The sequence below is a fragment of the Mycolicibacterium arabiense genome, from assembly GCF_010731815.2.
Taxonomy (GTDB): Bacteria; Actinomycetota; Actinomycetes; order Mycobacteriales; family Mycobacteriaceae; genus Mycobacterium; species Mycobacterium arabiense.
In genome coordinates this window covers 3,573,620-3,593,470 of record NZ_AP022593.1, presented here as the reverse complement: position 1 = coordinate 3,593,470, position 19,851 = coordinate 3,573,620, and the positions used below count along the sequence as shown (strand labels likewise).

Annotated in this window: 15 protein-coding genes; 10 read left to right on the top strand and 5 right to left on the bottom strand. The window is 70.8% G+C overall.

Translation table 11 applies throughout. The features are described from left to right. Nucleotides 1–7: 7 nt before the first annotated feature. On the top strand, nucleotides 8–1,678 hold the full coding sequence (locus G6N61_RS18795; RefSeq protein ID WP_198339358.1) for an amidase: 1,671 nt from the start codon (nucleotides 8–10) through the stop codon (nucleotides 1,676–1,678). A gap of 52 nt (nucleotides 1,679–1,730) precedes the next feature. Here G6N61_RS18795 and leuS read toward each other — a convergent pair whose 3' ends face one another. Next, nucleotides 1,731–4,595 carry a leucine--tRNA ligase gene (gene leuS / locus G6N61_RS18790; protein ID WP_163919879.1) on the bottom strand — a complete coding sequence of 955 codons (2,865 nt, stop codon included), beginning with the start codon at nucleotides 4,593–4,595 and terminating at the stop codon, nucleotides 1,731–1,733. 229 nt (nucleotides 4,596–4,824) lie between these two features. Here leuS and G6N61_RS18785 point away from each other — a divergent pair, with 229 nt between their 5' ends. Together G6N61_RS18785 and G6N61_RS18780 are read left to right on the top strand one after the other, a co-directional pair. After that, nucleotides 4,825–5,730, top strand: a complete 906-nt coding sequence (locus G6N61_RS18785) for an LpqN/LpqT family lipoprotein (protein ID WP_163919878.1) — start codon at nucleotides 4,825–4,827, stop codon at nucleotides 5,728–5,730. Between the two features lie 64 nt (nucleotides 5,731–5,794). Next, on the top strand, nucleotides 5,795–6,145 hold the full coding sequence (locus G6N61_RS18780) for a hypothetical protein (protein WP_163919877.1): 351 nt from the start codon (nucleotides 5,795–5,797) through the stop codon (nucleotides 6,143–6,145). Nucleotides 6,146–6,151: 6 nt separating this feature from the next. Here the strand turns inward: G6N61_RS18780 and G6N61_RS18775 are convergent, their stop codons facing one another. Next, nucleotides 6,152–6,757 carry a YqgE/AlgH family protein gene (locus tag G6N61_RS18775; protein ID WP_163919876.1) on the bottom strand — a complete coding sequence of 202 codons (606 nt, stop codon included), beginning with the start codon at nucleotides 6,755–6,757 and terminating at the stop codon, nucleotides 6,152–6,154. 152 nt (nucleotides 6,758–6,909) lie between these two features. On the opposite strand from G6N61_RS18775, the gene G6N61_RS18770 reads away from it, so the two are divergent. Together G6N61_RS18770 and G6N61_RS18765 are read left to right on the top strand one after the other, a co-directional pair. Continuing rightward, on the top strand, nucleotides 6,910–8,199 hold the full coding sequence (locus tag G6N61_RS18770) for an MFS transporter (protein WP_179973488.1): 1,290 nt from the start codon (nucleotides 6,910–6,912) through the stop codon (nucleotides 8,197–8,199). A 4-nt stretch (nucleotides 8,200–8,203) separates the two neighbouring features. Beyond that, complete coding sequence (locus G6N61_RS18765; protein WP_163919875.1) at nucleotides 8,204–8,983, top strand: TIGR03084 family metal-binding protein; 780 nt, start codon at nucleotides 8,204–8,206, stop codon at nucleotides 8,981–8,983. Here the strand turns inward: G6N61_RS18765 and G6N61_RS18760 are convergent. Together G6N61_RS18760 and G6N61_RS18755 are read right to left on the bottom strand one after the other, a co-directional pair. After that, nucleotides 8,980–9,477: a pullulanase gene (locus G6N61_RS18760; protein WP_163924927.1), complete on the bottom strand. Its 498-nt coding sequence runs from the start codon at nucleotides 9,475–9,477 to the stop codon at nucleotides 8,980–8,982. The two genes, G6N61_RS18765 and G6N61_RS18760, sit on opposite strands and share 4 nt — an antisense overlap. Nucleotides 9,478–9,556: 79 nt before the next feature. After that, nucleotides 9,557–10,957: a CCA tRNA nucleotidyltransferase gene (locus tag G6N61_RS18755; RefSeq protein WP_276077956.1), complete on the bottom strand. Its 1,401-nt coding sequence runs from the start codon at nucleotides 10,955–10,957 to the stop codon at nucleotides 9,557–9,559. A 157-nt stretch (nucleotides 10,958–11,114) separates the two neighbouring features. Here G6N61_RS18755 and G6N61_RS18750 point away from each other — a divergent pair, with 157 nt between their 5' ends. From G6N61_RS18750 to sigM, 4 genes are all read left to right on the top strand, one after another. Further along, the gene (locus G6N61_RS18750; RefSeq protein WP_179973486.1) at nucleotides 11,115–11,951 is read left to right on the top strand and encodes an NUDIX hydrolase; all 837 of its coding nucleotides are present in this window, start codon (nucleotides 11,115–11,117) and stop codon (nucleotides 11,949–11,951) included. Beyond that, nucleotides 11,948–14,362, top strand: coding sequence for a hypothetical protein (locus G6N61_RS18745; protein WP_179973485.1), 2,415 nt, complete (start codon nucleotides 11,948–11,950; stop codon nucleotides 14,360–14,362). Before G6N61_RS18750 ends, G6N61_RS18745 begins: the two co-directional genes overlap by 4 nt. Further along, on the top strand, nucleotides 14,359–17,949 hold the full coding sequence (gene murJ / locus G6N61_RS18740; RefSeq protein ID WP_163919871.1) for a murein biosynthesis integral membrane protein MurJ: 3,591 nt from the start codon (nucleotides 14,359–14,361) through the stop codon (nucleotides 17,947–17,949). The genes G6N61_RS18745 and murJ overlap by 4 nt, the downstream gene beginning before the upstream one ends. A gap of 99 nt (nucleotides 17,950–18,048) precedes the next feature. Further along, nucleotides 18,049–18,636 (top strand): RNA polymerase sigma factor SigM, encoded by a 588-nt coding sequence (sigM, locus tag G6N61_RS18735; RefSeq protein ID WP_163919870.1) that lies wholly within the window; start codon nucleotides 18,049–18,051, stop codon nucleotides 18,634–18,636. Nucleotides 18,637–18,640: 4 nt separating this feature from the next. On the opposite strand, the gene G6N61_RS18730 is transcribed toward sigM, so the two are convergent. Beyond that, complete coding sequence (locus tag G6N61_RS18730; protein WP_163916656.1) at nucleotides 18,641–18,928, bottom strand: hypothetical protein; 288 nt, start codon at nucleotides 18,926–18,928, stop codon at nucleotides 18,641–18,643. Between the two features lie 125 nt (nucleotides 18,929–19,053). Between G6N61_RS18730 and G6N61_RS18725 the strand changes: the two genes are divergently transcribed. After that, a complete protein-coding gene (locus G6N61_RS18725; RefSeq protein WP_163919869.1) occupies nucleotides 19,054–19,803 on the top strand; it encodes an RsmA family anti-sigma factor in 750 nt (249 codons plus the stop codon). Nucleotides 19,804–19,851 lie beyond the last annotated feature (48 nt).

The window sequence follows — 19,851 nt, the reverse complement described above, 5'->3', positions numbered from 1 at the left end:
CGTGAACGTGCACGAGGCGTCCATCGCCGATCTCCGTGCCGCCCTCGAGACCGGCCGCGCGTCCGCGGTGAGCCTGCTCGAGGCGTACCTGGACCGCATCGCGGCCTACGACGGCCAACTCAACTCGATCGTCGTCGTCAACCCCTCGGCCCGCTCCGGCGCGGCGGCATCCGACACCCGCCGCGCCGAGGGTTCCGTCCTCGGCCCGCTCGACGGCATTCCGTACACCGTGAAGGACAGCTACCTCGCTCGCGGACTCACCGCCGCAGCCGGCAGCCCGGCGTTCGCCGATCTGGTCGCTCAGCGCGACTCGTTCGTGGTGGAGCGGTTGCGAGCCGGCGGTGCCGTGCTGATCGGCCTGACCAACATGCCGCCGATGGCGAACGGTGGCATGCAGCGCGGCCACTACGGCCGGGCCGAGAGTCCCTACAACGCAGCGTTTCTCACTGCGCCGTTCGCGTCCGGATCGTCGAACGGTTCCGGCACGGCGACCGCGGCGTCGTTGTGCGCGTTCGGGATCGGCGAGGAGACGTGGTCGTCGGGGCGCGGTCCCGCGTCGAACAACGCGCTGTGCGCCTACACGCCGTCGCGTGGGGTGATCTCCACCCGGGGTGGTTGGCCGCTGGTGCCGACGATGGACGTCGTGGTCCCGCACACCCGCTCGATGGCGGACCTGCTCGAGGTACTCGACGTCGTCGTGGCGCCCGATCCCGATGTGCGGGGCGACTTCTGGCGTACGCAGGACTGGGTGCCGATCCCCAGCGTGAATGACCTGCGGCCGCCGTCGTTCCACGGCGTGGCGGGGAGCCTATCCGGGCTAACACTCGGCGTGCCGCGGATGTACGTCAATGCCGACCCCGATGCGGGCGTGGACGCCACGGGGATCGGGGGTCCGACCGGCACGCGCGTCGAGACCCGGCCGTCGGTGCTGGAGCTGTTCGAGTCGGCCCGGCGCGACCTGGAGGCCGCCGGTGCGCGGGTGGTCGAGGTGGACTTCCCGGTCGTCACCAACTACGAGGGCGACCGCGCCGGTGCGCCGACGATTGGCACTCGCGGCCTGGTGAGCCCGGACTACCTGCGCCGCGAGATCTGGGACCTCTCGGCGTGGGCGTGGGACGACTTCCTGCGTGCCAACGGCGATCCCGCGCTGACCCGGCTCGCCGACGTCGACGGCAGCCGCATCTTCCCGCATCCCCCTGGCGCGCTACCCGACCGGTACACCGGCTTCGACGACGACATCAACGAGTACCCGGCGTTCCTGCGCGAGCACCCCATCGAGTCGCTCGCCGACATACCGCACCTCGCCGACGGGCTCCGCGGACTGGAGGACACCCGCCGCATCGACCTCGAGGACTGGATGACGAGCCTCGGACTGGACGCGGTGATCTTCCCGGCCGTCGCCGACGTCGGACCGTCGGACATGGACGTCAACCCGTTGTCCGCCGACCTCGGTTGGCGCAATGGCGTGTGGGTTGCCAACGGCAACCTGGCGATTCGGCACCTCGGCATCCCGACGGTCACGGTGCCGATGGGCACGATGACCGACATCGGGATGCCCGTCGGTCTGACGTTCGCAGGCCGGGCCTACGACGACGTCGCGCTGCTCGGGTACGCGGCGGCGTTCGAGGCGCTGGGGTCTCGGCGCACTCCCCCGCCGCTCGCCCCACCCCTGCCGTGACTTGGGCGCGCCCATCCGCGGTGACCGCGGGTGAGCGCGCCGACTTCGGCCGTCAGACGACGATGTTGACCAGGCGCCCGGCCACGACGATGACCTTCTTCGGCTTGGCGCCCGCCAGGAACGCCGCCACCTTCTCCTCGGCCAGCGCGGCCGCCTCGAGCACGTCGGCATCAGCGTCGGCGGCCACGGTGATCCGGCCGCGCACCTTGCCGTTGACCTGCACCGGGTACTCGACGGTGTCCTCGACCAGGAACGCCGGATCCGCCTGCGGAAACGGCCCATGCGCCAGCGAGGTCTCGTGGCCCAGCCGCTTCCACAGCTCCTCGGCGAGGTGCGGGGCCAGCGGCGCCACCATCAACACCAGCGGCTCGACGGCCGCGCGCGCGGTGACGCCTTCCTTGGTCAGGTGGTTGGTGTACTCGATCAGCTTCGCCGCCGCCGTGTTGTTGCGCAGTGCCGCATAGTCTTCCGAGACACCGGCGATCGTGCGGTGCAGCAGACGCAGGGTTGCGTCGTCGATCGCGGAGTGTTCGTCGACCCGCTCGGCACCCGAGTCCTCGTCGACCACTACGCGCCACACCCGCTGCAGGAAGCGGTAGGCACCGACGACGTCCTTCGTGGCCCACGGCCGCGACGCCTCCAGCGGACCCATCGACATCTCGTAGACGCGCAACGTGTCCGCGCCGTAGCCGTCGCAGATCTCGTCGGGCGACACCGAGTTCTTGAGGCTCTTGCCGATCTTCCCGAACTCCTGGAAGACCTCCATCTCTTCTACGGTCCCGCCGCGACTGTCCGGGTAGTAGAACTTCCCGTCGCGCTCTACCACCTTCGACGCCTCCACGTACGAGCCGCGCGAGTCGGTGTAGGCGAACGCCTGGATGTACCCCTGGTTGACCAACCGGCGGTACGGCTCGCGGGAACTCACGTGCCCGAGGTCGTAGAGCACCTTGTGCCAGAACCGCGAGTACAGCAGGTGCAGCACGGCATGTTCGACACCGCCGACGTACAGGTCGACGCCGCCGGGGTCGCCCGCGCCGTGCTCGGCGGGTCGCGGACCCATCCAGTACGCCTCGTTCTCCTTGGCGCAGAACGTCTCCGAGTTGTGCGGGTCGGCGTAGCGCAGCTCGTACCAGGAGCTGCCTGCCCACTGCGGCATGACGTTGGTGTCGCGGGTGTAGCTCTGCAGGCCGTCGCCGAGGTCGAGCTCGACGTTCACCCACTCGGTGGCCTTGCCAAGCGGAGGAGACGGCTCGCTGTCGGCGTCGTCGGGATCGAACTGCACCGGCGCATAGTCGGGCACGTCCGGAAGCTCAACCGGCAGGGCCGAATTCGGCAACGGATGGGCCCGGCCGTCGGCGTCGTAGACGATGGGGAACGGCTCACCCCAGTACCGCTGCCGGGCGAACAGCCAGTCGCGCAACTTGTACTCGACGCGCGCCCGGCCATGGCCGTCGGCCTCGAGCCGGTTGATCACGGCCTCCTTGGCCGACGCGATGCTCAGGCCGTCCAGATCACCCGAGTTGATCAGCGTGCCGTCGCCGCCGTACGCGGACTCTTCGACGCTTCCACCCGAAATCACCTGCACGATCGGCAACCCGAACTGCGAGGCGAACTCCCAGTCACGCTGATCGTGTCCGGGCACCGCCATGATCGCGCCCGTGCCGTAACCGGCCAGCACGTAGTCGGCGATGAACACCGGAACGCGTTCGCCGTTCACGGGATTGGTGGCATACGCCCCCAGGAACACACCGGTCTTGGTCTTGTTCTCCTGGCGCTCCAGGTCCGACTTGGCGGCGATGGCCGTGCGGTAACTCGCCACCGCCTCGGCCGGTGTCGCCGCACCGTAGGTCCAGCGCTCGTCGGTCGCGCCGGGCCACTGGGCCGCAACCAGAGCGTCGACCAGTTCGTGCTCCGGCGCCAGCACCACGTACGTCGCGCCGAACAGGGTGTCGGGCCGGGTGGTGAACACCTCGACGTCGCCTGCATCGGTCGCGAACCGCACCTCAGCGCCCGTCGAACGGCCGATCCAGTTGCGCTGCATGGCCTTGACCTTGTCCGGCCAGTCCAGGACGTCGAGGTCCTCGAGCAGCCGGTCGGAGTACGCGGTGATCCGCATCATCCACTGCCGCAACCGCTTCCGGAACACCGGGAAGTTGCCGCGATCGCTGCGACCCTCGGAGGTGACCTCCTCGTTGGCGAGCACGGTGCCCAACCCGGGGCACCAGTTCACCATCGAGTCTGCGCGGTAGACCAGACGGTAGGAGTCGACGACGTCGCGCCGTTCCCCCGCCGACAGGTCGTTCCACGACCGGCCGTCGTCGAGGCTGCGCGCCCCCGATTCGAACTCGGCGATCAACTCGTCGATCGGCCGGGCCTTCCGCACGGCCGGGTCGAACCAGGCGTTGAAGATCTGCAGGAAGATCCACTGCGTCCACTCGTAGAAGTCGACGTCGGTGGTCGCGAAGCTGCGCCGGGCGTCGTGGCCGAGGCCCAGGCGGCCCAGCTGGCGGCGGAAGTTGACGATGTTCGCCTCGGTGCGGGTGCGCGGATGCGTCCCGGTCTGCACGGCGTACTGCTCGGCGGGCAGGCCGAACGCATCGAACCCCAGGGCATGCAGGACGTTGCGACCCGTCATGCGGAAGTAGCGCGCATAGACGTCGGTGGCGATGTACCCCAGCGGGTGGCCGACGTGCAGCCCCTCGCCGGACGGGTACGGGAACATGTCCTGGACGAACATCTTGTCGGCGGGCACGGTCGAGCCGTCGGTCGGCGCCAGGCTACCGACGGGGTTCGGCACGTGGAAGGTGCCCCGCTGCGCCCACGTCTCCTGCCAGTCGCGCTCGATCGCACCCGCGAGTTCCGCCGTGTAGCGGTGTCTCGGGGTGTCGGAATGGTCGTCGACGGGCCGGTCAGTCACGTGAACAGGGTAGTCAGTGCCGGATCGGCGGCGGTTCGGCCCTCCGCCGCACGCCGTGGCGTCGCCGTGCTTGGTATCGGTTCCGTTGCAGACCGGTGAGAGCTCGGTTGCAGGTGCCGTTCGGGTCTAGTGGCGTCGTTCTGGCCGTGGATATGGTCGGCGCCTGATCGATACGACACACGCCACCGCGGTTCCACCGCACCCTGTTTCTCGGAAGGACCGCCGTCAGATGTTCGCCACTGCCCGTCGATGGGGGCTCGTCACAGGAGGTGTCGCCGTGGGTGTCGCCGGCGTCGTCGGCTTCGCCGGCACGATCGCCTCGGCCGAGCCCAGCGTCCCGCTTCCCCCGCTGCCATCGCCTGCGACGGTCACCCAGACCGTCGTCGTTCAGGCAGGCACCCCAGGGCTGGCCGACCAGCGAGCGATCGCTCCTGTCGCAGGCGCCGTGGGCCCCGGCGCCGTGCCCGCCGCGGGGCTTGCCGCCCCCGCCATCGCACCGGTGCCCGCCGTGCCGACCATCGCACCCGCCACGTCGGGCACCATCGCCGAGTTCCTGCGGTCCAAGAACGTCGCCATGGAGCCGCAGGTCGCCAATGGGTTCACCGCACTGAACATCGTGCTGCCCATGCCGACCGGATGGGCTCACGTCCCGGATCCGAACGTGCCGGACGCCTTCGCGGTGATCGCCGACCGCGTCGGCGGCGACGGGCTGTATACCTCCAACGCCGCGCTCAACGTCTACAAGCTGATCGGCGACTTCGACCCGAAGGAAGCGATCAGCCACGGCTTCATCGAGAGCCAGCAGCTGCCGGCATGGCGCTCGACGGACGGTTCGATGGCCGACTTCGGCGGCATGCCGGCATCGATCATCGAGGGCACCTACCGGCAGAACAACATGACGCTCAACACGTCGCGTCGCCACGTCATCGCACAGTCCGGCCCCGACCGCTACCTGGTCACGCTGTCGGTGACGACCAGTGCGCAGGTGTCCGTCGCCGCAGGCGACGCAACCGATGCGATCGTCAATGGCTTCCGGGTGGCCTCGGCCGCACCGCCGCCCCCGCCGGCCGCTCCGCCGGCGCCCGGCATCCCGGGTCTGCCGCCGCTGCCACCGCTGCCGGGCATCCCCAGCTAGGCGGCGTGCCGCCGGAGATCTGCGGATTCGACGGCGCGACGTGGTGGCTCGTATCCTCGATCGCATGCTGATCGCCGCGGTCCTGTGCCTGAGCGCGGCGGCCGCGGTCGCCGCGGCGGGGCTGTGGCTGTTGGCCCGGCCCCGGCCCAACGACCCGGTCGCCGGTGTCCTTCGGACCGTCGCACCCACTCAACTCGCGGCAGCGGTCATGCTCGCCGCGGGCGGCATCGCGGCGCTGGCGGCTCCTGGCGGATCCGCCGTCCTGCTGCTCGTGGTGTGCGTCGTCGGCGCAGTCGGGACCATCGCCGCGGGCTGCTATCAGGCGGCGAAGGCCGTGGCCCGCACCGAGGCTGCGAGTTCGGCCACCGGAGGCTGCGGTAACGCGTGCGCATCCTGCACGCTGTCGTGCAACTGACGCGGCTTAATTGCGGCTGACGTCGATCGGATGGGTCGCGAGCATCGACAGCGGCATGGGCTGACGGCGCAGCACCCGCGACCACAGGTCGACCTTCGGCTCGACCAGGACGTCCGACGGAAGTGCCGACAGCACGATCCAGTCGTCGCGTTCGATCTCGCCCTCGAGCTGACCGATGGTCCACCCCGAGTAGCCCGCGTAGATCCGCACGCCCTCGATGGCCGGAGCGATGTCGTCGGGGTCGGCGTCGAGGTCGACCATGGCGATGCGGCCCTGCACGTGCCGCAGCCCCGGTACCTCGGAGGCGTCGACGCCCACGCGCACGGTGGCCAGGCACAGCGCCGCGTCGCGCTTCACCGGGCCGCCGACGAACATCGTCTTCGGCTTGGTCGCGAGCTTCGTCCACTGGGGCAGCACGTTGTACACCGCCGTCTCGCTCGGCCGGTTCAACACCACGCCCAGCGTGCCGCCGTCGTTGTGCTCGACGACGTAGATCACGCTGCGCCGGAACGTGGGCTCGAGGAGATCGGTGTTGGCGAGCAGAAGCGTCCCCGCGCGGACCCGATGCGATGCGGGGGCGAGGTAATCCTCCGGATCGTCTGACTGCGCCACCCGTCCATCATGGCACCAGCAACCCTGCGAGGTCACGAACTCCCACCGGCCGCGCCGCTGCCGAGCGGAAAGATTTGTAGTGTGGATCGAGTCGCGAATCGCAGCGCCAACGTGTCGAACCATCACCGGACAGAGCGGAGTCGGAACCGAAAGTGGCAGACCCGCGTGGGCACGCAGCAGTCCTGCAGGTGCTGCGGTCACTACCGGAGTTCAGGCGTCTGCTCGAACTGCGCGTCGTCAGCCAATTCGGCGACGGACTGTTCCAGGCCGCGATGGCAGGGGCGCTGCTGTTCAACCCCGAGCGTGCCGCCGAGCCGTGGGCCATCGCCGGCGCCTTCGCGGTGCTGTTCCTGCCGTACTCCCTGCTCGGCCCCTTCGCCGGCGCGCTGCTCGACCGCTGGGACCGCCGCCTGGTCCTCGTCGGCGCCAACGCGGTGCGACTCGTCCTAATGCTCGGCGTCGCGACGCTGCTGGCGTTCGGCGCAGGCGACGTGCCGATCCTGTGCGGCGCGCTGATCGTCAACGGGTTCACCCGGTTCGTGTCGTCGGGCCTGTCGGCGGCGCTGCCCCACGTCGTGCCACGGGCCGAGGTGGTGTCGATGAACTCCGTCGCCACCGCGGGCGGCGCCGTGGCCGCATTCGCAGGCGCGAACTTCATGCTGCTGCCGCGCTGGCTGTTCGGCGCAGGCGATACCGGCGCCTCGGTCATCATCTTCACCGCGGCACTGCCGGTGGCTCTTGCGCTGGTCCTGTCGATCCGGTTCGGGCCGCACGTGCTCGGCCCCGACAAGACCCGCCGCGCGGTCCACGGCTCCGTCGCGTACGTGGTCGCGACCGGGTGGGGCTATGGGCTGAGCACTGTCGCGAAGGTGCCGACCGTGGCGGCCACCCTCGCCGGCCTCGCGTCGCACCGCATCGCGTTTGGGATCAACACCCTGCTGGTGCTCCTGCTGGTGCGCCACGGCGACAGCCACAACGTCGCGGGGCTGGGCACCGTGGTGCTGTTCGTCGCCGCATCCGGCATCGGTTCGTTCCTCGCCACGCTGCTGACGCCGGCGGTCGTCCACCGCTTCGGGCGCTACCGCACGGCGAACGGTGCACTGGCGATCGCCGCCGTCGTGCAACTGTGTGGGGCCGGGCTGCAGCTTCCGGTGATGACGGTGTGCGGCTTCCTGCTCGGCGCGCTGGGCCAGGTGGTCAAGCTCTGTGCGGACACGGCGATGCAGATCGACGTCGACGATGCGCTGCGCGGCCACGTGTTCACCGTGCAGGACTCGGTGTTCTGGGTGTCGTTCATCGCCGCGATCGCTGGTGCGGCTGCCGTGATCCCAGCCGACGGGGACTCCCCCGCGCTCGCCTGCGCCGGCGCCGTCGTCTACCTCGTCGGTCTGGCCGCGCACGCGATCACCGCGCGGGGGCATCGCTCGGCCGGTCTAGGGTGACGCCATGTCCGACGCCCTGAACAGCACCGTCGCCGACCTGCGCGCGGAGAGCGACGAACTCGACGCGATCGTCGCCGACCTGCCCGACGGGCAGTGGCGCACTCCGACACCGGCAGCCGGCTGGACGATCGCGCACCAGATCGCACACCTGCTGTGGACCGACCGGGTGGCGGTCGTGTCCGTGACCGACGAGGCCGGCTTCGGGGATCTGCTGACCGAGGCCGCCACGAACCCCACCGGGTTCGTCGACGCGGGCGCCGAGGAACTCGCCGCCCTACCGCCGGCCACCCTGCTCGCCGAGTGGCGGGCCACCCGCACCCGGCTGCACGACGAACTCCCCCGGGTCGCCGACGGGCGCAAGCTCCCGTGGTTCGGTCCGCCGATGAGCGCTACGTCGATGGCGACGGCCCGCCTGATGGAGACCTGGGCGCACGGCCTCGACGTCGCCGATGCCCTCGGCGTGGCTCGCCCAGCGACGGCGCGGCTGAAGTCGATCGCCCACATCGGCGTCCGCACCCGCGACTTCGCGTTCTCGGTGCACGGCCTCACCCCGCCCGCGGAACCGTTTCACGTGGAACTGTCCGCACCCGACGGCTCGACGTGGTCGTGGGGTCCCGGCGACGCTGCGCAGCGCGTGACCGGGTCGGCCGAACACTTCTGCATGCTCGTCACGCAGCGCAGGCCTCGCGCCGAACTCGACGTGACGGCCGTCGGCGAGGACGCGCAGCAGTGGCTGACGATCGCGCAGGCGTTCGCGGGCCCGCCTGGGGCCGGGCGGGGTTAGAGCTTCGCGCCCGCGTCGGCCGCACCGTCACCGTCGGCATCGGACAACTTGACGTCCCAGCGGCCGTCACCGTCGGCGTCGACGTAGGCGTCCTCGGCGGCCAGCGCGCGGTCGGCCAGACCGTTGTGGTCGCCGTCGAGCAGGCGGTCGTCGACCTGTCCGTCACCGTCGAAGTCGACGAGCGGACCACCGACCGACTCGGCACCATCGAGGCCGAACCAGCGCAGCTGAGCACCCCGGTCGACGCTCACCGCCCACGTGCCCGACCCGTCGTCGGTGAACCGGGCCTCGCCGTGGCCGTCGTCGTCCAGGTCGAGCACCGCGTGATCGGCGAACCCGTCGCCGTCCAAATCGGCCAGCGCGTCGTCGAGGCGGCCATCGCCGTCGAAGTCGAGACCGATCGCGTCCAACACCCCGTCGCCGTCGACGTCGAGCGTCGGCTCACCCGTCGACATCGCCGCCGCACCGAACCCGTCCCCCAGGCAGTACTCCACTGTTCCCATCCCCCGTCGCTCCGCTCGCCCTGGAGCCGATCCCCCGTCGCTCCGCTCGCCCTGTCATTAGGACGCGCGATCAGGCCCTGGCGTTCCACCACTTCTTCAACGCGTGGACGGCCTCGTCGTGCTCGAGCGGGCCGCGGTCGAGTCGGAGCTCCTTGAGGAACGTCCACGCCTGACCGACGAGCGGTCCGGCCGGGATGTCGAGGATCTTCATGATCTCGTTGCCGTCGAGGTCGGGCCGGACCCTGGCGAGGTCCTCCTTCGCCGCGAGTTCGGCGATCCGGTGTTCGAGGTCGTCGTAATTCGCCTGCAACCGCGCCGCCCGCCGCTGGTTGCGCGTGGTGCAGTCCGCACGCACCAGCTTGTGCAGCCGCGACAGCAGCGGACCGGCGTCGGTCACGTAGCGCCGCACTGCCGAGTCGGTCCAGCGGCCGTCGCCGTACCCGTGGAACCGCAGGTGCAGGTAGACCAACTGCGACACGTCGTCGACCATCTGCTTCGAGTACTTCAGCGCCCGCAGCCGCTTGCGGGTCATCTTCGCGCCCACGACCTCGTGATGGTGGAAGCTCACGCCGCCGTCGGGCTCGTGCCGACGGGTCGCCGGCTTGCCGATGTCGTGCAGCAGCGCCGCCCACCGCAGCACCAGGTCGGGCGCCTCGCGCGGATCCTCGAGATCGATGGCCTGGCGCAGCACGGTCAGCGAATGCTGATACACGTCCTTGTGCTGATGGTGCTCGTCGATCGCCATCCGCATGTCGCCGATCTCCGGCAGCACCACTGCGCCCAGCCCCGTCTGCACCATCAGGTCGACGCCCGCGATCGGGTCCGCACCGGCCAGCAGCTTGTCGAGTTCGGCAGCCACCCGCTCGGCGGTGATCCGCCCGAGTTCGGGGGCCATGCGCTCCATCGCCTCGCGGACCCGGGGCGCCACCTCGAACTCCAACTGCGAGACGAAGCGCGCGGCCCGCAGCATCCGCAGCGGATCGTCGCCGAACGACACCTCCGGCGGCGACGGGGTATCGAGCCGACGGGCCGCGGCGTCGACCAGGCCGTCCTGCGGATCGTGGAACTCGCCGACACCCTCGGGCGTCACTCGCACCGCCATCGCGTTGACCTTGAAGTCGCGGCGAATCAGGTCGTCTTCGAGCCGGTCGCCGAACTCGACGGTCGGGTTGCGCGACACCTGGTCGTAGCTGTCGGCCCGGAACGTCGTGATCTCCAGCCGGTACTCGCCCTTGGCGATGCCGATGGTGCCGAACGCGATGCCGGTGTCCCACATCCCGTCGCCCCACCGCCGCACGATCCGCTGGATCGCGTCGGGCCGAGCATCGGTGGTGAAGTCCAGGTCGGTGACGTCGCGCTCCAGCACGGCGTCGCGCACGCTACCCCCGACCAGGTACAGCTCGTGGCCCGCGTCGGCGAACAACGTGCCCAGCTCGGAGAGGACGGTGACGTGCCGTGAGAGGCTGCGCATCGCGGCAGCAAGCAGCGCGGCTTCCGCACTCGGGTCGATCGGCACGGGGGGTGAGCCTAGTTGCCATCGGCGCATGCGCGTAACGACTGGGCATCAGCACGGCACCAACGGCGAGTGGCGGCAAGGTGGAAAGCAAGTGGCAGCTACTATCGCTTGGGTGTCGGAGGGCGAACAAGCCAAACCACGACGGCGCCGAGGAAGGCGCCGCGGCCGACGCTCGGCAGGGCCGCCCGAGGCCAGCGCGCCGCAACCCGCTTCCGTAGTCCCCCTCCCCAGCGCCGTACCGGCCGCCAACGGACACCGCAACCCCCAGCCCCGACGCCAGCCGGACCGGCTCCGCACCGTGCACGAGACGTCGGCGGGCGGCCTCGTCATCGACGGGATCGACGGCCCTAAGGACTCACAGGTCGCCGCGCTGATCGGCAGGCTCGACCGGCGCGGCCGCATGCTGTGGTCGCTGCCCAAGGGCCACATCGAGATGGGCGAGACCGCCGAGCAGACCGCGATCCGCGAGGTCGCCGAGGAGACCGGCATCGAGGGCAGCGTGCTCGCCGCGCTGGGCAGCATCGACTACTGGTTCGTCACCGAGGGCCGCCGCGTGCACAAGACCGTGCACCACTACCTCATGCGGTTCCTCGGCGGGGAACTGTCCGACGAAGACGTCGAGGTCACCGAGGTGGCCTGGGTGCCGCTGCGGGAACTGCCCAAGCGGCTCGCCTACGCCGACGAGCGCAAGCTCGCCCAGGTCGCCGGAGAACTCATCGACAAGCTGCACACCGACGGGCCCGGCAGCCTCCCGCCGCTGCCGCACACCTCGCCGCGGCGCAGGCCGCAGACCCACTCCCACACCCACCGTCGTGCCGACGACTCCACTCCCCCGTCCCTCGGGGCGGAGCGCAGAGAGCCCGGGGACCGTTCCTCGGGGGCAGAGCGGAGCGACCGGGGAAAGATGCGACCCGGTCGGCGGGCGAACGGCTGCGGCCAGGGAACATGACGTTTCGGGCGGCAGTCTCGGCCGCTGGGACCGTGCCTCGAGTGCTCGTGCGCTCGCTGGCCGCCGTGGTCCTACTGACGCTGGTCGCCGCGCCGGCACTGCTGCCCCGCGCGGCCGCGGGCGAACCCGGCGTCACCCAGTTCCTCAAGCTGAGCATCGATCGCGTCACCCCCGAGATCGTCAGCACCGCGGGCGAACCCTTCGTCACCGTCACCGGCAGGGTGGCGAACATCGGTGACCGGTCGGTCCGGGACGTCGTCGTGCGGCTCGAGACCGCGGCTGCGGTGACCACGTCGGCCGGGCTGCGCACCAGCCTCGCCGGCAGTGGCGACCAGTTCGAGCCCGTCGGCGACTTCGTCACCATCGCACCGGAATTGAGCCAGGGGCAGAGCGCGGCGTTCCGTCTGTTCTTCCCGCTGCGGTCGGGTGCCGAGCCGTCGCTGCGCATCTCCGAACCCGGCGTCTACCCGCTGCTGGTGAACGTCAACGGCACCCCGGACTACGGCGCCCCCGCCCGTCTCGACGACGCCCGCTTCCTGCTTCCCGTCGTCGGCGTTCCACCCGATCCGTCGCTCGAGTCCACCGACCCGGTGTCGGCCGTCGTGCCACCGGACACCTCGCGCCCGGTGGGCGTCACGATGCTGTGGCCGCTCGCCGACCGGCCCCGGCTCGCTGCGGGCGTCCCCGGCGCCACGACGCCCGTGCGGCTCGGCGACGACGAGCTGGCCACCTCACTGGCCCCCGGCGGCAGGCTGGACACGCTGCTCTCGGCGGCCGACTTCGCCACCAGTCCCCCGGTCGATCCGGCAGGGCAGGTCCGCAGCGCGCTGTGTCTGGCCGTCGACCCCGACCTGCTGGTGACGGTCAATGCGATGACGACCGGCTACGTCGTCACCGAATCGGCCGACGGCGGGCTCAGCGGCCCGACCCGGCCCGGCACCGGCCAGGAGGCTGCGGTGAACTGGCTGGGCCGGCTGAAGTCGCTGGCTCAGCGGCTGTGCGTCACGTCGTCGGTGTACGCCCAGGCGGACCTGACCGCGCTGCACCGCGTCGGCGACCCCGGGCTGGCGGCCGTCGCGACCACCGAGTCGCCCGACGTGGTCGACCAGATCCTCGGTATCGCGTCGGTGCGCGGCGCCACGCTGCTGGGCGACGGGCCGTTGACGGGGCCTGCCGTGCAACTGCTGTCGGCACAGGGCCCGACCGTGGCGATCGCCGCACCGGACTACACGGCGCAGGATTCTGCATCCGGCGAGCAGCCGCCCGTCGACCTCGTGCCGCGCCGCTACACCCGGCAAGTCGTCACCGCCCCCGTCGACCCGACGGTCGGCGCGGCGCTGGCCGGTGCGGGCACCAGGCCGTCGTCCCCGTCGTACCTCGACAGCTCCCTCAACGTGCCGCTGCAGCAGGACTCGCAGGTGGCCCGCCGCCAGGACGCGCTCGCCGCGATGCTGTGGCGCGGGCTGCGGCCGGCCACCGAGCCGCGCGCCGAGATCCTGGTGCCGCCGATGGTGTGGGACCTGCAGCAGGACGACGCCGCGGCCCTGCTGTCCGCGCTTGCGACGTCGATCAACTCGGGGCTGGCCACGCCGCGGCCGCTGCCCACGGTGATCGCGGAGACGCTCGCCGCCGCACCGGCCACCGAACAGCCTGCGCCCGCCGATGCCCTCGGCAACGCGCGTGCCCGGTTCGGCGACGGCGTCGTCTCGGCGGTCGCAGGTGCGTCCGGCCGGCTGTGGGGTCTGACGGCGGCGCTGACCACCGATGAGCGGACGGGCCTCACCGGCACGGAGTACACCGCGCCGCTGCGCGAGGACATGCTGCGCGCACTGAGCCAGTCGGTACCCCCCGACGCGCGGAACGGCTTGGCGGAGCAGCGGATCCGGCGAACCGCCACTACCGTCGACGACCTGTTCAATGCCGTCACCATCGTCAACCCCGGCGGTTCGTACACGCTGGCCACCGAACGCAGCCCGCTGCCCCTGGCCCTGCGCAACGACCTGCCCGTACCGATCCGGGTCCGCCTCGACGTCGACGCCCCGCCCGGGATGACCGTCACCGACATGGGTGAGATCGTGCTGCCGCCGGGCTTCCTGCCGCTGCGGGTGCCGGTCGAGGTGCACTTCACCCAGCGCGTCGCGGTCGACGTGTCGCTGCGCACGGTCGACGGCCTGTCCCTCGGCGAACCCGTGCGACTGTCGTTGCACTCCAACGCCTACGGCAAGGTGCTGTTCATCATCACGCTGTCCGCGGGTGCGGTGCTGTTCCTGCTGGCCGGCCGCAGACTGTGGCACCGGTTCCGCGGGCAGCCCGACCGCGCCGACCTCGACCGGCCACCGCGCCGGACCACTGCCGACGACTCGCCCGATCCGGTCGACACGGCCATCGCCTACGGCCCGGACGAGCGGTGACGACACCTCGGCGGCCACCACCGGCGCCGCCACGTCAGCGGATTCCCCGCGGGCCAGCACCACGCCGCCGCGCAGGCCAGGTCGCGGGCCCCCAGTTCCGCAAGGAACTCTCCGACTCCGCGGTCGTGTCCCGGTCGTGGGGCATGGCATTCGCGACGCTGATCAGTCGGATCACCGGCTTCATCCGCATCGTGCTGCTCGCGGCGATCCTCGGCGCCGCGCTCTCGAGCGCGTTCTCGGTGGCCAATCAGCTGCCGAACCTCGTTGCCGCACTGGTACTCGAGGCGACGTTCACCGCGATCTTCGTTCCCGTGCTGGCGCGTGCCGAACGCGACGACGCCGACGGCGGAACGGCTTTCGTGCGACGGCTGGTCACTCTCGCCACCGCGCTGCTGCTGGTGGCGACGATCGCCTCGGTCGCCGCGGCACCGCTGCTGGTGCGCCTCATGCTCGGCTCCGAGACGCTGGTGAACGAGCCACTGACCACGGCGTTTGCGTACCTGCTTCTACCCCAGGTGATCTTCTACGGCTTGACGTCTGTGTTCATGGCAATCCTGAACACCCGCAACGTGTTCGGGCCACCGGCGTGGGCACCGGTGATCAACAACCTGGTCGCGATCGCCACGCTCGGCGTCTACGTCCTGGTCCCCGGCGAAATGTCACTCGACCCGGTCGAGATGGGCAACGCCAAGCTGCTGGTCCTCGGCATCGGCACCACGCTCGGGGTGGTCGCTCAGGCGGCGGTGCTGCTGCTGGCGATCCGGCGCGAACGCATCAGCCTGCGGCCGCTGTGGGGCATCGACGACCGGCTCAAGCAGTTCGGCACCATGGCCGCGGCGATGGTGCTCTACGTGCTGATCAGCCAGGTCGGCCTGATCGTGGGCAACCAGATCGCAGGCAGCGCAGCGGCTTCGGGCCCGGCGATCTACAACTACGCGTGGCTGATCCTGCAGCTGCCGTTCGGCATGATCGGCGTCACGGTGCTCACCGTGGTCATGCCACGGCTGTCGCGCAATGCCGCGGCCAACGACACGCCCGCGGTGCTGGGCGACCTGTCGCTGGCCACGCGACTCACGATGGTCACGCTGATCCCGATCGTCGCGTTCATGACCGTCGGCGGCCCCGCCATCGGCAGCGCACTGTTCTCCTACGGCAACTTCGGCGAGACCGACGCCGGCTACCTGGGCATGGCAATCACGCTGTCGGCCTTCACGCTGATCCCGTATGCCCTGGTGCTGCTGCAACTCCGGGTGTTCTACGCACGCCAGCAGCCGTGGACGCCGATCGCGCTGATCCTCGTCATCACCGCGGTCAAGATCGTGGCCTCGTTCGCCGCACCCCATCTCACCGACGACCCCCAACTCGTCGCCGGATACCTCGGCCTCGCCAACGGCCTCGGCTTCCTCGCCGGCGCGACGGTCGGACACCTGGTGCTGCGCGCCAACCTTCGCCCGCCCGACGGCAGGCTGATCGGGCTGCCGGTGCTGCGGACGATCCTCGTCGCGATCGCCGCGTCGCTCGGCGCGGGTCTGATCGCACACGTCGTGGACCAATTGCTCGGCCTCGAGTCGCTCACCACGAACAGCGGTGCGGGCGGCTCGGTGCTGCGGCTGCTGGTGCTTGGGTTGATCATGGTGCCGATCATCGCGGCGGTGCTGCTCGCGGCGAAGGTGCCCGAGGCGCAGTCGGCATTGGCCTTCGTGAAGCGGCGCCTCGGAGCTAGCTCGCCGGTGCCCGCGACGCCGCCGATGCCCCCCGTCCGACCGCGTCCGAGCAGCGCAGTCCCGTACTCTGAGCACAGGAATTCGCACCCGTTACCACCGCGTCAATATGGGCCGGTCAGACGGGTAGCGCCTCCGGCAGGGGTTGCCGGAGGAAGGCCGTGGAGAGGACCAGCGGTGACGAACGACCCCGCAGGCGGACCCGCGACCGGCGCCGACAGCGGCGCGACCAAACGCATTCCGCGCCCGTCGGCCGACGACTTCGAGCCCGACGTGCCCACCGAGGTGAGCCAGCCGCCCTCGGGTAGGCCGCCCGCCGACTACGGCGGCGACCCGACCCGTGAGGCACTGTCCTTCGGCATGCTCAACGAGCCGCCGATCGAGGCGGCCACCGACGACGACGTCCACCTCATCCCGGGCGCCACGATCGCGGGCGGGCGCTACCGGCTGCTGGTGTTCCACGGCGGACCGCCGCACCTGCAGTTCTGGCATGCCCTCGACACGGCGCTCGACCGCCAGGTGGCGCTCACGTTCGTCGACCCGGATGCCACACTGCCCGACGACGAGCTGCAGGAGATCCTGTCCCGCACGCTGAAGCTCAGCAGGCTGAACATGCCCGGCGTGGCACGCGTGCTCGACGTCGCCAACACCGGTTCGGGCGGGCTGGTCGTCGCCGAGTGGATCCGCGGCGGCTCGCTGGCCGAGGTCGCCGAGACCGCACCGTCGGCGATCGGCGGCGCCCGTGCGATCCAGTCCCTCGCGGCGGCAGCCGAGGCAGCCCACCGCGAGGGCGTCGCACTCTCGATCGACCATCCCGGACGCGTCCGGGTCAGCATCGACGGTGACGTGGCGCTGGCCTTCCCCGCGACCATGCCCGACGCCGAGCCCGAGGACGACATCCGCGGCATCGGCGCCTCGCTGTACGCCCTGCTCGTCGACCGCTGGCCCCTGCCGGAAACCGGTGCCAACAGCGGCATGGCCCAGGCCGAGGTGGACGCCTCCGGGCAGCCCGTCGAGCCGCGCGCCGTCGACCGCGAGATCCCGTTCCAGATCTCCGCGGCCGCCGCACGGGCCGTACAGGAGAACGGCGGCATCCGCACCGCGGGCACGCTGCTCAACCTCCTGCAGCAGGCCACTGCCGTCGCCGACCGCACCGAGTTGATCACGCCCGTCGACGATCCCGCCGCCAACGGGGGCAGCGGCAAGGCCCCGCTGGCCGCGGCTGATCCCGAGAGTCAGCGCCGCAGGCGCAAGGGCATGATCATCGGCATCGCCGTCGGCGCCGTCATCCTGGTCATCGTGCTGGTCGGCCTCGCGATCGGTCTGCGCGGCCTGTTCGGTGACGTGGGCGGCCCGCTCGACAGGAATGAACTAGGCCTCAACGCCCCCACCAGCGAGACCGACACACCCGCCACCGGAGTCGTGAGACCCGTTCGCGCAACGGTGTTCTCACCGGGCGGCGAAGCGGACAACCCGAGTGACGCCGGCCTCGCCATCGACGGGAATCCCGCCACCGGATGGCCGACCGACACCTACAGCGATCCCGCACCGTTCCCGGGCTTCAAGAGCGGCGTGGGCCTGGTGCTGCAGCTGCCGCAGCCCACGACGCTCGCGTCGGTGACGGTGAACCTCAACAGCACCGGCACGGCGATCCAGATCCGTTCGGCCCAGTCCGCGACGCCCGCCTCGCTCGAGGAAACCACCGAGATGACGCCGCCGACGCCGATGAAGACCGGCTCGAACACGATCCCGATCAGCAACGCCGCCCCCACCTCCTACGTGCTGGTGTGGATCACGACGCTCGGCACCGTGGACGGCAGGAGCGAGTCCACGCTGTCGGACATCACGCTCACCGCCGCGGGCTGACGGCCATCCCCAGGCCTCGGGAGCGCCAACCCCAGGTCAGTGGTACCGCGACACAAGAGGTGTCACGAGGGGTGCTCCGGCGTGCTTAGGGTTTGCCTTGTGAACGACGCCGCCGACTCCGCCGAGGACGTTCGGTCCGACGCGCAGTTGCTGGCAGCCCACGTCGCCGGTGACCGGCACGCGTTCGCAACGCTGTTCCATCGGCACCGGCGCCAGCTCTACCGGCTGGCCCACCTGACGAGCCGCAACCACGACGACGCGGCCGACGCCCTGCAGGATGCGCTGCTGTCCGCGCACCGCAAGGCCGCGACGTTCCGGTACGACGCGTCGGTCAGCAGCTGGCTGTACCGCATCGTCGTCAATTCATGCCTGGATCGCCTGCGGCACAACAAGAATCACCCGACGACGCCCCTACTCGACGATGCGCACCCGTCGAGCGACCCGACGGCGCTGCTGGACACCGCGCTGGTCGTCGAACGGGCGCTGCTGCGTCTGCCGCTCGAGCAGCGCGCCGCCGTCGTCGCGGTGGACATGCACGGCTACTCGGTCGCCGAGACGGCGCTGCTGCTCGGCGTACCCGAAGGCACGATCAAGAGCCGCTGCGCACGTGCGCGCGCGAAACTCGCCGAGTCGCTTGGCTATTTGTCGCACGACTCGGCGCCGCGCGCCGACGTCCTGCCTCGCTGACCGGTCAGCGGGTGTACCCAGGGAAGCCCGGTCCGCCGTTGACGACGTAGGACAGGCAGCCGGGGATGTTGCGGCACGCGATGATCGCGCCCGCTCCCGGCGAAGCCCCACGCACGGCGGGCGGATTGTTCGGAATTCCACAGGTCTGCAAGAACGGGTTGTACGGCTGGATGAACTGACTACACGGTGCCGCGGTGGCGGTGGGAGCGGCGGCGATACCCGCCGCAGCGGCGAATGCACCGATCCCCATCACGGCCGCCGATCCAATCGTGGCAAGCCTTCGATTGAACATGGTGACGACCTTCCAAAAGACATGCTGCTACCCCATTTGATTGAACGCCTGTTTGGTCGGCGCCATTCCCTAAACTGCGCGATGATCCCTCGCTGCGACGGATCGGTTCACGATCGGGAGTGCGAATGGGCGGCACCAGCGAGGACGGGCTGCCACCGCCCGACGCGCCGGTGCCGCTGTCGCTGATCGCCGACCTGCAGGCGGGGCTGCTCGACGACGAGACCGCCGCCCGGCTGCGCAGCCGGATCCGCACCGATCCCGACGCCGTGCGGGACGTGGCAGCACTCGACCGGGTGCGCCGCGACCTCGCCGGCCTCGCATGGGATGCGGACTCGGCGCCGGACGTGCCCGACGACGTGACCGCGCGGATCGCCGACGCCCTGCGTGCGGCGGACGCTCCCCCACGACCCGGCGCGAGGCATGCGGTCCGCCGGGTGCGCCTGCCCAGGCTGCGGACCGTCGCCGTGATCGCAGGAGTGGCCGCGACGGTCGTCGGGATCGGCGTCGCCGTGGTGACCCGCGGCGGGGATGATTCGGTCCCCTCGGCGCGCGACACCATCGACCGCATCACGGCGACGGCCGGACCCGGTGACTTCCCGGTGCCCGCCGCCCAGATCTATCGCGTGCTCGACGGTCCCGTCGACGCGGGACCACTTGCCGCTCCGCAGCGCCTCAGCGCGTGTCTGACCTCGCTGGGACATCCGCCGGGGACCACGGCCCTCGGCGCGCGCCCGGTCCGCGTCGCGGACCGCGCGGCAGTACTCCTGGTGCTGCCGGGCGACGATCCCCGTGACGTCACCGCCGCCGTCGTCGACCCGACGTGTGGGGCGGGTGACGACGGGCTGATCGCCACGACCACGCTGCGTAGGCCCTGACACTCGGAGCACCAGCCGCCCCCGCGGCCGGGCCACTTCACGGCCTAC